This window comes from Phenylobacterium sp. (genome assembly GCF_031360265.1).
Taxonomy (GTDB): Bacteria; Pseudomonadota; Alphaproteobacteria; order Caulobacterales; family Caulobacteraceae; genus Phenylobacterium.
On sequence record NZ_JANMBF010000166.1, the window covers coordinates 1 to 12120 of the forward strand.

Sequence of the window (12120 nt, forward strand, 5' to 3'; positions counted from 1 at the left end):
CGATGATGCCGCGGCGGATGTCGCGGGTGCGCGAGAACAGCTCGAACAGCTTGTCGCCCTCGCCCCAGCGAATGGCCCGCGACAGCGCCTGCAGGTCCTCGGTGAACCGGCCCAGCACCTCCAGCACGGCGTCCTTGTTGGCCAGGAAAACATCGCGCCACATGGTCGGATCCGACGCCGCGATCCGCGTGAAGTCGCGGAAACCGCCGGCGGAATACTTCATCACCTCACCCTCGGTGACGCCCTCCAGGTCGGCCGCCGTGCCGACGATGTTGTAGGCGATCAGGTGCGGCAGGTGGCTGGTGACCGCCAGCACCAGGTCGTGGTGCCTGTCGTCCATGGTCTCGACGTTGGAGCCGAGCGCGGTCCAGAAGGCGGTCAGCCGGGCCACCGCCTCGGCATAGGGCGCGTCGTCGCGCGGCTGCGGGGTGAGGATCACCCAGCGGTTCTGAAACAGCTCGGCGAAGCCCGCGTCGGGCCCCGACTGCTCGGTGCCGGCGATCGGGTGACCGGGGATGATGAAGCAGCTCTGGGGCAGGGCGGCGCAGAGCGCCTCGCCGACCGCCGCCTTCACCGAGCCGACGTCGGAGACCGTGGCGCCGGGCTTCATGCCGGGCGCCGCCTTGCGCGCGGCGTCCGCCATCGCCATCACCGGCACGGCGAAGATCACCAGGTCGGCGTCGCGGACCGCCTCGGCGGGATCGCCGGTGACGCGGTCGCCATAGCCCAGCTCGACGATGCGCGCACGGACCGCGTCGGAGGCGTCGCAGACCGCCACCTCGCCCACCGCGCCCGACGCCCGCGCCGCGCGGATCACCGATGAGCCGATCAGCCCGCAGCCGATCACGGCCATCTTGGGGTAGATGGGCGCGCTCATCGGGCCATGAAGTCCGCGAGCGCCTCGACGATGGCGCGGTTGTGCTCTTCCAGCCCGATGGTGATCCGGATGTGGTCGGGCAGGCCGTAGTTGCTGACCCCGCGCACGATCAGCCCGCGGGCGGCCAGGAAGGCTTCGGCCTCGGCCGCCGTCCGGCCAGCAGTCGACGGGAACCGCACGAGCACGAAATTGGCGGCGGACGGGGTCGCGGGCAGCCCGAGCCCCCCGAGCTGCTGGGCCAGCCAGGGCCGCCACTGCTCCACATGGGCCAGGGAGAGGGCCTGAAAGTCCTCGTCGGCGAGGGCCGCCACCGCCGCGCAGAGCGCCGGGATCGAGACATTGAACGGCGGGCGGATGCGGTCGATGGCGTCGGCCAGCGGGGCTGGGGCATAGGCCCAGCCGACGCGCAGCGCCGCCAGGCCATGAATCTTGGAAAAGGTGTGGGTGACGATCACGTTCTCAGCGGTCCGCGCCAGGTCCAGGCCGTCGGTGAAGGTGGGATCGGTGCAGAATTCCGAATAGGCGGCGTCCACCACCAGAACCACGCTCGGCGGCAGGGCCGCCTGCAGGCGGCGAAGCTCAGTCTCGGTGGTGAAGGTGCCGGTGGGATTGGCCGGGTTGGTGATGAACACCAGGCGGGTGCGCGCATCCACCTGTTCCAGCAACAGGTCCACGTCGATGCGGTGGTGAGGTTCCGGCGCGCTGCGGACGTCGGCCTGGCAGGCGCGGGCGCCGATGCCGTAGGCGCCGAAGGCGTACTGACCCTGGACGATATTGTCGCCGGGCTCGAGGAAGGTCTGGTTGATCAGATGCAGGATTTCATCGGTCCCGCAGCCCAGCACCAGCCGCTCCGGCTCGAGGTCGTAGCGCCGGGCGATCGCGTCCCGCAGCACGCCGCCGCGGCCGTCCGGATAGATGTTCAGCTGGCCCGCGGCCTCCACATAGGCGTCGCGCGCCCTGGGGCTGGCGCCCAGGATATTCTCGTTGCCCGACAGCTTGACGGGGTGCGCGATGCCCACGGCCGTGGACTTGCCTGGCCGGTAGGGCGTGATGTCGAGAATCCCCGGCTTCGGCAGCGGCCGCGCGGCGGCGGAGCGGTCGAGGGCGGAGCGGTCGAGGGAGGGCGGGGTCTCGGACATTGTCTCGGACATGGGGAGGCGCTGGATCTGAGCTGGAGCCGGGCGGCGTGGGGTTCGCCTCTTACACGTCCAGCGGCGCCGGCGCAGCCCCGATCACGCCGGAAAGCTTGCCGGGCGCACGCGCCAGCCGCGCGTCGTCGGCCTGATAGAAACCCGCGAGCATGTAGAGTTTCAGGCCGCCGGCCTCGACCAGCAGGGTAGCGGCCACCCCGTCGCGGCTCAGCGCGGCCTCGATGGCGGCCGATCCGCCCGGCGCGTCGGTGACCCAGAACGTATTGTCCGCGCCGGAGGGCTCGATCGCCACCTCGGCCACCGCCAGCGCCGACAGCGGTCCCCAGGCGGCTAGGCAGGGCAGGGCGGCGAACACCTTGAGCTTTGGCTCGGCCAGCAGGCGACCCCACCACGCACTGTCGGCGGTGAGCGCGCAGATCCCGACGCCGCCCAGGGCGCGGGCGTCGGCCAGGGCCTCCTCCGGCCTGGCGACCTGGCGCAGCGATGGGGCGACGCCGAAGCGCAGGCGGGCGACCTCGACAGCGCGCGCCGGGTCCTTGCCGCCCCAGACGGCCAGGTGAAACGGCCCCTGCGTCGCCAGGCTGTCGCCGATCAGCTCGCGCCAGATGCGCACGATCAGCCCGGGCCGGGCGCCATTGCGCGGCCCGGCCAGCAGGCGGCGCAGCAGCATGGCCTCGCGCGCGGGCCGCAGCCCGAACTTGCCGCCGTCACCGGCCGACGCCTTGGCCGCCGCCACCGCATGGGCTAGGCGCGACCGCTCGACCACCAGCCGCAACAGCTCGCCGTCGATGGCGTCGATCCGCGCCCGCACCTCGTCCAGCGACGGCGGCGTCTGCGGTGTGGCGTCGGCCATGCTCTCCCCCGGACCCGAAGGTTGGCGACCTAGGTCATCACGGGCGGAGGCGCAATAGGCGGCCGGGCTCCGGCGCCAAGGTCCCCGACGGCGATGCCGTGATTGCAACTGAATCAATCAGTTGTATTGGCCTTGAACTTAGGCCGCGGCGGCCTGGGCCGCGTCGTTTTCGCCGAGGGCTTCCTGCAGGGCGGCCAGCAGGTGTTCGGCCTTCATCGGCTTTTCGACGACGCCGTTCATGCCGGCGGCCAGGTAGGCTTCGGCGTCCTCCGGTTCGGCGTTGGCGGTCAGGGCGATGATCGGCACCGCGCCGGCAAGGCCGGGCAGGTCGCGGATCGCGCGGGCGGCGGCGACGCCGTCCATCACCGGCATCTTGATGTCCATCAGGATCAGGTCGAAACGCCCGCCGCGCGCGGCCTCGACGGCCTCGGCGCCGTCGTTGGCGCTTTCGCAGGTGCAGTCGAACATCTCGCACAGCGCCTGGGCGACCATGCGGTTGGTGGCGTTGTCATCGACCACCAGGATGTGGGCGGAGCGTTCGGCGATGTGGTCCTCGACCGGATTTTCCAGGGCCGCGGGCAGCAACAGTTCGAACACCACGGTCTCCGCCGCGCCGCCGGCCCCCTCGCTGCGGAGCGTTCCGCCCAGGACGTCGAGAATTCGCCGCGCCAGGGTGACGCCGACGGCAACCTCAAGCCCGAAGCGGTCGTCGATCTCGCGGACGCTGGCCTCGAGGTCCTGGGCGGCCCAGGCCGGGTCGCGGGCGCCTCGCACGCGGCCTTCGAGACGCACGCCCTGCGGGGTGGCGATGGCGCGGACGCTGGCTTCCACGGCGCCGCGATGCTGGCCGGCCAGGGCTTCGCCGACGAAGCCGTCGAACACCTGCAGCAGGCGATGACGGTCGCCCAGCACGCAGGCGTCGGGATCGCCGTCATAGGAGATCAGCAGGGTCACGCCGCCCACCCCGGCGGCGGATTGCCAACGGCTCAGCACCTCGTCCACCAGTTCGCGCAGGCGCAGCGGGGCCGGGTCGAGCGCGACACCCTGGACGGTGATCCGCCGCAGGTCGATGGCGGCGCCGAGCATCCGGCTGACCGCGCCGGCGGCTTCGGCGACGCCGCTGACGCAGGCCTGCGCGTCTGGGGTCAACCGCTGGCGGGCCAGCTGATCGGCCAGCGCCAGGACGCCGTCCATCCGGTCGCGGACGTCGGCGGTTATCCGATCGAAGAAGAAGTCAGGCAGAGACATTCGGGGGGCCAGTCAGGCGACGCAACGATCCGGACTATGACGCCGAGCGCTTGCGGAGAGGTTAAGCGCCGCCGCGGCGGGGCCGATCTTCGCGGGCGGCGAGCTCCCGAACCCAGGCCGCCCGGCCTTCCGCATCGCGCGCCGATCGCGCATATGGGCGTCATGTTGGATCCGGCAGGGGCTCTGGTGCTGTTTTCCGGCGGGCAGGACTCCACCGTCTGCCTGGCCTGGGCGCTGGCGCGCTATGGGCGCGTCGAGACGGTGGGATTCGACTATGGTCAGCGTCATGCGGTCGAGCTGGAGGCGCGCGTCGCCGTGCGCGCCCGGATCGCCCGGCGGTTCGGGCCCTGGGCGCCGCGGCTGGGTGAGGATCATCTGCTGGAGATGCGCGGCTTCGGGTCGGTCGCCGCCTCCGCGCTCACCGCCGACCGGGCCATCGAGATGACCGCCAGGGGCCTGCCGTCGACCTTCGTGCCGGGTCGCAACCTGGCCTTCCTGGTCTATGCCGCGGCGCTGGCCGACCGGCGGGGGCTGAAGGTCCTGGTCGGCGGCATGTGCGAGACCGATTTCTCCGGCTATCCGGACTGCCGGCGCGAGACGCTGGAGGCTCAGCTGACCGCGCTGAACCTGGGCATGGCGCAGGATTTCACCCTGGAGACGCCCTTGATGTGGCTGACCAAGGCCGACACCTGGTCGCTGGCCAAGGGGCTTGGCGGAGAGGCGTTGGTCGAGCTGATCGTCGAGGACAGCCACACCTGCTACCTGGGAGACCGCGCGCACCGCCACGCCTGGGGCCATGGCTGCGGGACCTGTCCGGCCTGCGACCTGCGAGCGCGCGGCTGGGAAGGCTGGACCGCGGCGGGGCGGCCAGAGATCGCGCCCGAGATCGCCTCATGAGCTACGCCGTGAAGGAGATCTTCCTGACGTTGCAGGGCGAGGGCGGCCAGGCCGGGCGGTCGGCGGTGTTCTGCCGGTTCGCCGGCTGCAACCTTTGGACCGGCCGCGAGGCGGACCGCGCGGGCGCCGTCTGCAATTTCTGCGACACCGATTTCGTCGGGGTGGACGGCGCGGGCGGGGGCCGCTTCGCCGACGCCGAGGCCCTGGCCGGCGCGGTGGAGGCCGCCTGGACGGGCGGGGCGGACAACCGGCTGGTGGTGCTCACCGGCGGAGAGCCGCTGTTGCAGCTGGATGCAGCGCTGATCGCGGCGCTGCACGGCCGCGGGTTTTCGCTGGCGCTGGAGACCAACGGCACGCTGGCCGCGCCGGCAGGCGTCGACTGGATCTGCGTCAGCCCCAAGGCGCAGGCGCCGGTGGTCCAGCGGACCGGGCAGGAACTGAAACTGGTCTATCCGCAGGCGGGCGTCGATCCGGCGCGGTTCGAGGGCTGGGACTTTGAACGCTTCCTCCTGCAGCCGATGGATGGGCCGGCGCTGGCGGACAACACCGCCGCGGCCATCGCCTATTGCCTTGCCCACCCCCGCTGGCGTCTAAGCGTCCAGACCCACAAATACCTCGGTATCGCCTAGACTTGAGCGTCAGCTCGGGTGGCGGGGCGATGCCATCTGCGCCGCCATCCCGACCAACGACCGAACCTCTACGGACACCATGACCGCCGACATCTTCGAGATCACCAAGGCCGCGACCTTCGATGCGGCGCACCACCTGCCGGCGGGACCGGCCGGGCCCTACACGCGCCTGCACGGCCATTCTTTCCGCGTCGAGGCGACGGTGCGAGGGGAGGCGACGGGCGCGATCGGCTGGGTCGCCGACCTGGGCGACCTGGACCGCGCGCTGAAGGGTGTGGCGGCTGAGCTGGACCACGGGCTGCTGAACGAAAAGCCGGGCCTTGAGAGCCCGACGCTGGAACACCTCTGCCTGTGGTTCGCCGAGCGCCTGCGACCGGCTTTTCCGGGGCTGGTCAGGGTGGTGGTGTCGCGCCCGACGGTGGGTGAAAGCTGCGCGCTGAACCTGGGCTGAGCGGGCCTAACCTACGGGCTTGCCGGCTGGCTTGCCGCCCGGGATCACCGCGCCGACGACCGCGCCGACGCCCTTGGCGGTGACGCTGACCGCGGCGCCTGCGATCCCGACCGCGGCGCCGGCCACCCCAAGCACGAGGCAACCTGAGAGCATCGTCGCGGCGGCGGCCAAGACGCCGGCCCGCACGGCGATCGACATTACGGTCATGGGCGAGGTCTCCGACGTTCGCCGACTATGGGCTCGCAATCGCCCTGCCGTAAGGCCGTTCAGATTTCCTGGGTGGCGGTCATTCGCCGCACGCCGTCGGCCGCGCGCCGCCAGGGTCCGGTGAAGTTCGGGTCGGTGCGCCGGCGGCGTTCCGGACCGATGTAGCTGGGGTTCCGGATGAAGGCGCGGGGGTGGTCGATGACTTGGGCGACCCGTTCGATCACCCCGCGGGCGGTGAGCGGCTTGGTCAGAAACTCGTTGACGCCGGCGTCGCGGGCTTCGTGCACCCGCTGGACGGTCGAGTGTCCAGTGACCATGATCACCGGCGCCATCTGGTTGGGGCTGCCGCTGGCGCGACGCAGCAGCCGCACGAAGTCGATGCCGTCCAGCGGCTGCATGGACAGGTCGGTCATGATGATGTCGATGTCGTGGTTCTTGGTCGCCTGCAGGCCGGCGGCGCCATCGCTCGCATCATAGATGTGCCGCACGCCGATGGCCTTGAGAATCTCGGCGATGAGCACCCGCATGTGGTGATTATCGTCGACGATCAGGACTTTCAGCAGGTCGTAGCGCAAGGGCGATCCACCGTCCGTTCCGGCCCCCCCGATGGCGACTCGCGAACCTGTGGGCAGGATTGCTTACGTTTCCGAAACAATGGGGTCAACGGCTAAGTCACGCCGTCCCCCCATGCCGCTAAGTCGCTGTTGGCGATTGATAATTCGCGACACAAACTAGACGTGTGCAGACCGGAAATACGAATCCCGAGGGCGGCTCAGCGTCCGGTCTGGCCCCGGTGCCGCAGGAAGGCGTCGGCCAGAACGCAGGCGACCATCGCCTCGACTACCGGCACGGCGCGCAGGCCGACGCAGGGGTCGTGGCGACCCTTGGTGCGCAGTTCGATCTCCTCGCCGGCCTCGTTGATCGTGCGGCGCGGGGTGAGGATCGACGAGGTCGGCTTGAACGCCACGCGGGCGGTGATCGGCTGCCCCGTGGAGATGCCGCCCAGGATGCCGCCGGCGCTGTTGGAGAGGAACAGCGGCCCGTCGAAGCCCGCACGCATCTCGTCGGCGTTCTCTTCGCCGGACAGCGCCGCGGCGGCGAAGCCCGCGCCGATCTCCACACCCTTGGCGGCGTTGATCGACATGCAGGCGCCCGCCAGCTCGGCGTCGAGCTTGCCGTAGATCGGCGCGCCCCACCCGGCCGGCGCGCCGACGGCCTCGACGGCGACGATGGCGCCCGTGGACGAGCCCGATTTGCGGATGGCTTCCAGGTGCTCTTCCCAGACTGCGACCATGTCGGGGTCGGGACACCAGAAGGGGTTGGTCCGGGCCTGGCTGAAGTCGATCCGGTCGGGGGCGACCGCATGCGGGCCGATCTGGGTGACGGCGCCCCGGATGGTGACGCCGGGGATGATCCGCCGGGCGATGGCGCCGGCGGCGACGCGCGCGGCGGTCTCGCGGGCCGACTGGCGGCCCCCCCCGCGATAGTCGCGCACGCCGTACTTGGCGAAGTAGCTGTAGTCGGCGTGGCCAGGGCGGAAGGCCGTAGCGATCTCCGAATAGTCGCGGCTGCGCTGGTCGAGATTGTCGATCATCAGCGAGATCGGCGTGCCGGTGGTCACCTGCTCGAGGTGGCGGTCGTCGGAGAAGACGCCGGAGAGGATACGCACGGCGTCCGGCTCCTGGCGCTGGGTGACGAACTTGCCCTGGCCGGGGCGGCGCTGGTCCAGCCAGTGCTGGATGTCGGCCTCGGTGAGCGCGATGCCGGGCGGGCAGCCATCGACCACGCAGCCTAGCGCCGGCCCATGGCTCTCGCCCCAGGTGGTCACGCGGAACAGATGGCCGAAGGTGTTGTGCGACATGACGAGGCGCTTGTAGCGGCTAAGCCTGCGTCTCACAAATTAGGCGGCCCAGGCGGCGGTGAAGCGGCGGAGCAGGTCGCGGGCGGCGGAGTGGGCTTGGCCGGCGTCCGGTGTCAGCCGCAGGAAGAGGTGGCCCTGGCGGTGGCGGCCGCGGGCGGGCAGACCCTGGCCCACCAGTCGCAGCAGCCTGCGCTCGCCGGCCTTGCGGGTCAGCCAGACGATGCGGCGGCCGAGCGGCGTCTCGATGGCGATCCGCCCTCCTGTGGCCAGGACGGCGGGCGAGACCGTGGCGCTGATCCACAGGTCGTCGCCGCGCACGAGCATATCCGACGTCGCGGTGAGGGCGACCTGGAGGTCCGCGCCCGCGGCGCGAACGGTGTCGCCGGCGCGCAGGCCGGGGGGCAGGTGAATGCGGAGGGTCCGGCCGACGGCCAGCTGATGCACGATGGCGCCGCCACGCAGCGCCACCAGGGGATCGACGACCAGCCGGGCCGGTTCCGGCGCGCGCGGCGCGGCCGGCTGGAGGACGGCCTGGGGCGATGGCCCGTGCAGACGGCGATAGGCCTCCACCACCTGGCGGAATCTCGCGTCCGCTCCGCCGGCCCGATCGGGATGGGCCCGCTTGGCCGCCTCCCGGAAGGCCCGGCGCAGATCGGCGGAGCTGGCCCAGGGACCGACGCCCAGCACCTCGCGCGCCGCCTTCAGGGTGATCGGGGCCTGCAATGTCATCGGCGCGCAGGCTCGCGGTGATTTGGTCAAGGCTGGGTTAAGTCCTCGCCGTCGCCCGGCCCCGCCGCTATATCCGGTCCACGATGACCGCCAGGACGCCCATTCCGCCATCGCCCACCGAGGACGACTACGTGCGCCAGGTGGCCGGGGCGCAGCCGCTGCCTCTGCTCAGCGAGGCCGACCCGTTCGCCCTGTTCAACGGCTGGCTGGCCGAGGCGGTGGCGAAGGAGCCCAACGACGCCAACGCCATGTCGCTGGCCACGGCCGACGCCGACGGCCTGCCGGACGTGCGGATGGTGCTGCTGAAGGACGCCGACCCGCGCGGCTTTGTCTTCTATTCCAACGTCGGCAGCGCCAAGGGCCGTGAACTGGACGCCAACCCGAAGGCCGCGTTGCTGTTCCACTGGAAGTCCCTGCGTCGCCAGGTGCGGGTGCGCGGGGCGGTGACGCCGGTCAGCGGCGCCGAGGCCGACGCCTATTGGGCCACGCGGGCGCGCCCCGCGCAGCTGGGGGCCTGGGCGTCGGCGCAGTCACAGCCGTTGCCGGACCGGCTGGCCTTCGAGAAGAAGATCGCCGAGTTCGGGCTGAAGTTCGGCCTGGGCAAGGTTCCGCGCCCGCCGCACTGGTCGGGCTGGCGGGTGGCGCCCGCAGCGATCGAGTTCTGGCGCGACCGGCCGTTCCGGCTGCATGAGCGGCTGGTGTTCAACCGGGTCGGCGACGGCTGGAGCACGCGCAGGCTGTTTCCTTGACGGCGGGACGGCGGGGCTCACAGGACGCCGATCCGGTCGCCTGGCTCACAGCCCGTTCCGAACGCACCATAGAGACCGCCTGCGCGCGGGTGTTCCTGGCGGGCGACGTCGCCTGGAAGCTGAAGCGCGACGTCGATCTGGGCTACGTGGACTTCTCAACCGTGGCGCGGCGCAAGTGGGCTCTGGACCGCGAGCTAGAGTTCAACCGGGAGGCTGCGCCCGACATCTATCGCCGCGTGCGCACGATCACCCGCGACGCGGACGGCGGGTTGGCCTGGGACGGGTCCGGCGAGGTCGTCGACCATGCCTTGGAGATGCGCCGCTTCGACGACGGGGCGGTGCTGTCGGCGAACCCGGCGGCGCTGACCGGCGAGATGGCCGAGGCGCTGGGCCGCACCATCGCCGGCTTCCATGCGCGCGCGCCGTTGCGGCCGGACGGCGGGTGGCGCGCGCTGGAGTTCACCGTCGGATCCAACGCCCACCTGCTGCGCGACCTGACGGGCCGGCTGGACCACCAGCGGGTCGAGCTGATGGTCGAACTGACCGCGGCCGAGCTGGCGCGCCAGCGGCCCCTGCTGGAGGCGCGCCGTGACGCTGGCTTCGCGCGGCGCTGCCACGGCGACCTGCACCTGGCCAACATCCTGGTGGAGAACGGCGCGCCGGTGCTGTTCGACTGCATCGAGTTCAACGACCTGCTCTCGGATCTGGATATCCAGTACGACCTGGCCTTCCTGCTGATGGACCTCGACTTTCGCGGCCGGCGCGACGCGGCGGTGCGCGTGCTGTCGGCCTGGCTGGACCAGGCCGGGCGGGATTTCCCTGACGCGATCTGGGCGGGACTGGCGGCGCTGCCGCTGATGCTGGCGGTGCGCGCGGGGGTCCGCGCCCACGTCTCGGCCCACGCGGGCGACGTGGCCCTGGCGCGGGCCTATGTCGAGGCCGCCATCGCCCACCTGGCCCCACCGCCACCGGTACTGGCCGCCGTGGGCGGGCTGTCGGGGACCGGAAAGTCCAGCTTCGCCCGCGCCATCGCGCCCAGCCTGGGCGCCGCGCCAGGCGCCGTGGTGCTGCGCACAGACGAGATCCGCAAGCGGCTGATGAAGGTGGCGCCCGCCGAGCGGCTGCCGGACAGCGCCTATGCCGGCGACCTCTATGGCCGCGCCTACGACGCCCTGATCGAGACCGCCCGGACCCTGCTCAAGGCCGGCCATGGCGTGGTCCTGGACGCCACCTTCATCGACCCCGCCCTGCGCGACCGCGCCGAGCAGCTGGCGCGTGACTGCGGCGTCCCGTTCCGCGGCGTCTGGCTGGAGGCCCCGCTGGCGACGCTGAAAGCCCGCGTCGCCGCGCGCGTCGGCGACGCCTCCGACGCCACGGTGGAGACGCTGGACGATCAGCTGGCCCGGCTGGGCGGCGCGCCCGCGTGGGGGCGCGTGGACACCTCCGGCGCAATGGGGGACGCGGCGCAGAGGTGGCTGGGGGCCTGATCGCCGCCCGGGTCCAAGCCCCCGTCGCGTTGCGTCCGGGCGCTGAGGCCACTAGCCTGAAGCGAAGGCCTGGGCAGGGGCTGTTGTCGGAGGGAATCTACATGCTTGGGCTGATGCAGGACTGGCCGCTGACGGTCGACAAGATCCTCGACCACGCCAGGAACTGGCACGGCGACCGCGAGATCGTCAGCCGCTCGGTCGAAGGCCCGATCACCCGGACCACCTATGCCCAGGTGCACGAGCGCGCCAAGCGGCTGTCCAACGCGCTGAAGGGACTGGGCGTGCAGCCCGGCGACCGGATCGCGACGCTGGCCTGGAACACCAACCGGCATATTGAGGCCTGGTACGCCATCATGGGGATCGGCGCGGTCTGCCATACCTTGAACCCCCGGCTGTTCGCCGAGCAGCTCTGCTACATCGTCGGTCACGCCGAAGACCGGATCATCTTCACCGATCTGACCTTCCTGCCGATCCTGGCCGAACACCGCGACAAGATGCCCAGCGTCCAGCACATCGTGGTGATGACCGACGAGGCGCACATGAAGGACGTGACCCTTCCCGGCGCGCTGTGCTTCGAGACCCTGGTCGCCGAAAACTCAGCCGACTGCGTGTGGGGCGACTTCGACGAAAATACCGCGGCGGCGCTCTGCTACACCTCCGGGACCACGGGCAATCCCAAGGGCGTGCTCTATTCGCACCGCTCGAACTTCATCCACACCCTGGTGACCCTGGGCCGCGACGTGATGGGCATCGGGGCGGCCGACACCGTGCTGCCGGTGGTGCCGATGTTCCACGCCAACGCCTGGGGACTGGCGTTCTCCTGCTCGGCGGTGGGCGCCAAGCTGGTGATGCCGGGCGCCAAGCTCGACGGCGCCTCGGTCTATGAGCTGCTGGAGAGCGAAGAGGTCACCTTCTCCGCCGCGGTGCCGACGGTCTGGCAGATGCTGCTGACCCACATGCGCGAAACCAGGTCAAAGCCCA

Annotated in this window: 14 protein-coding genes; 6 read left to right on the forward strand and 8 right to left on the reverse strand. The window is 71.3% G+C overall.

The window, feature by feature from the left end; genetic code table 11:
• From RMN86_RS15180 to RMN86_RS15195, 4 genes are all read right to left on the reverse strand, one after another.
• A partial coding sequence (locus tag RMN86_RS15180; protein WP_309606691.1) for a prephenate/arogenate dehydrogenase family protein occupies positions 1-877 on the reverse strand: 877 nt, incomplete at its 3' end.
• Positions 874-2028, reverse strand: a complete 1155-nt coding sequence (hisC, locus tag RMN86_RS15185; RefSeq protein ID WP_309606692.1) for a histidinol-phosphate transaminase — start codon at positions 2026-2028, stop codon at positions 874-876. The genes hisC and RMN86_RS15180, both read right to left, overlap by 4 nt.
• 49 nt (positions 2029-2077) lie before the next feature.
• The gene (locus RMN86_RS15190; protein WP_309606693.1) at positions 2078-2881 is read right to left on the reverse strand and encodes a chorismate mutase; all 804 of its coding nucleotides are present in this window, start codon (positions 2879-2881) and stop codon (positions 2078-2080) included.
• Positions 2882-3019: 138 nt separating this feature from the next.
• Positions 3020-4129, reverse strand: a complete 1110-nt coding sequence (locus tag RMN86_RS15195) for a response regulator (RefSeq protein WP_309606694.1) — start codon at positions 4127-4129, stop codon at positions 3020-3022.
• A gap of 162 nt (positions 4130-4291) precedes the next feature.
• On the opposite strand from RMN86_RS15195, the gene queC reads away from it, so the two are divergent.
• From queC to RMN86_RS15210, 3 genes are all read left to right on the forward strand, one after another.
• Positions 4292-5026, forward strand: a complete 735-nt coding sequence (gene queC / locus RMN86_RS15200) for a 7-cyano-7-deazaguanine synthase QueC (RefSeq protein ID WP_309606704.1) — start codon at positions 4292-4294, stop codon at positions 5024-5026.
• Positions 5023-5655 carry a 7-carboxy-7-deazaguanine synthase gene (queE, locus tag RMN86_RS15205; protein WP_309606695.1) on the forward strand — a complete coding sequence of 211 codons (633 nt, stop codon included), beginning with the start codon at positions 5023-5025 and terminating at the stop codon, positions 5653-5655. Before queC ends, queE begins: the two co-directional genes overlap by 4 nt.
• 79 nt (positions 5656-5734) lie before the next feature.
• Positions 5735-6106: a 6-carboxytetrahydropterin synthase gene (locus RMN86_RS15210; protein WP_309606696.1), complete on the forward strand. Its 372-nt coding sequence runs from the start codon at positions 5735-5737 to the stop codon at positions 6104-6106.
• A gap of 6 nt (positions 6107-6112) precedes the next feature.
• On the opposite strand, the gene RMN86_RS15215 is transcribed toward RMN86_RS15210, so the two are convergent.
• The 4 genes from RMN86_RS15215 to RMN86_RS15230 form a co-directional block, all read right to left on the reverse strand.
• Positions 6113-6313, reverse strand: a complete 201-nt coding sequence (locus RMN86_RS15215; protein ID WP_309606697.1) for a hypothetical protein — start codon at positions 6311-6313, stop codon at positions 6113-6115.
• Positions 6314-6372: 59 nt separating this feature from the next.
• Positions 6373-6888 (reverse strand): response regulator, encoded by a 516-nt coding sequence (locus RMN86_RS15220; RefSeq protein WP_309606698.1) that lies wholly within the window; start codon positions 6886-6888, stop codon positions 6373-6375.
• 197 nt (positions 6889-7085) lie between these two features.
• Positions 7086-8174, reverse strand: coding sequence for a chorismate synthase (gene aroC / locus RMN86_RS15225; protein ID WP_309606699.1), 1089 nt, complete (start codon positions 8172-8174; stop codon positions 7086-7088).
• 39 nt (positions 8175-8213) lie between these two features.
• The gene (locus RMN86_RS15230; protein WP_309606700.1) at positions 8214-8903 is read right to left on the reverse strand and encodes a DnaJ domain-containing protein; all 690 of its coding nucleotides are present in this window, start codon (positions 8901-8903) and stop codon (positions 8214-8216) included.
• 83 nt (positions 8904-8986) lie between these two features.
• Here RMN86_RS15230 and pdxH point away from each other — a divergent pair, with 83 nt between their 5' ends.
• The 3 genes from pdxH to RMN86_RS15245 form a co-directional block, all read left to right on the forward strand.
• Complete coding sequence (pdxH, locus tag RMN86_RS15235) at positions 8987-9652, forward strand: pyridoxamine 5'-phosphate oxidase (RefSeq protein ID WP_309606701.1); 666 nt, start codon at positions 8987-8989, stop codon at positions 9650-9652.
• The gene (locus RMN86_RS15240; protein ID WP_309606702.1) at positions 9649-11139 is read left to right on the forward strand and encodes an AAA family ATPase; all 1491 of its coding nucleotides are present in this window, start codon (positions 9649-9651) and stop codon (positions 11137-11139) included. Before pdxH ends, RMN86_RS15240 begins: the two co-directional genes overlap by 4 nt.
• Before the next feature lie 101 nt (positions 11140-11240).
• Positions 11241-12120, forward strand: an 880-nt coding sequence (locus RMN86_RS15245) for an AMP-binding protein (RefSeq protein WP_309606703.1), incomplete at its 3' end; no start/stop codon positions are given.

Excerpts from the sequence above, each read along its gene's own strand:
- hisC (WP_309606692.1), bottom strand. The coding sequence starts at position 2,028 with ATGTCCGAGACAATGTCCGAGACCCCGCCCTCCCTCGACCGCTCCGCC.
- RMN86_RS15190 (WP_309606693.1), bottom strand. The coding sequence starts at position 2,881 with ATGGCCGACGCCACACCGCAGACGCCGCCGTCGCTGGACGAGGTGCGG.
- RMN86_RS15195 (WP_309606694.1), bottom strand. The coding sequence starts at position 4,129 with ATGTCTCTGCCTGACTTCTTCTTCGATCGGATAACCGCCGACGTCCGC.
- queC (WP_309606704.1), top strand. The coding sequence starts at position 4,292 with ATGTTGGATCCGGCAGGGGCTCTGGTGCTGTTTTCCGGCGGGCAGGAC.
- queE (WP_309606695.1), top strand. The coding sequence starts at position 5,023 with ATGAGCTACGCCGTGAAGGAGATCTTCCTGACGTTGCAGGGCGAGGGC.
- RMN86_RS15210 (WP_309606696.1), top strand. The coding sequence starts at position 5,735 with ATGACCGCCGACATCTTCGAGATCACCAAGGCCGCGACCTTCGATGCG.
- RMN86_RS15215 (WP_309606697.1), bottom strand. The coding sequence starts at position 6,313 with ATGACCGTAATGTCGATCGCCGTGCGGGCCGGCGTCTTGGCCGCCGCC.
- aroC (WP_309606699.1), bottom strand. The coding sequence starts at position 8,174 with ATGTCGCACAACACCTTCGGCCATCTGTTCCGCGTGACCACCTGGGGC.
- RMN86_RS15230 (WP_309606700.1), bottom strand. The coding sequence starts at position 8,903 with ATGACATTGCAGGCCCCGATCACCCTGAAGGCGGCGCGCGAGGTGCTG.
- pdxH (WP_309606701.1), top strand. The coding sequence starts at position 8,987 with ATGACCGCCAGGACGCCCATTCCGCCATCGCCCACCGAGGACGACTAC.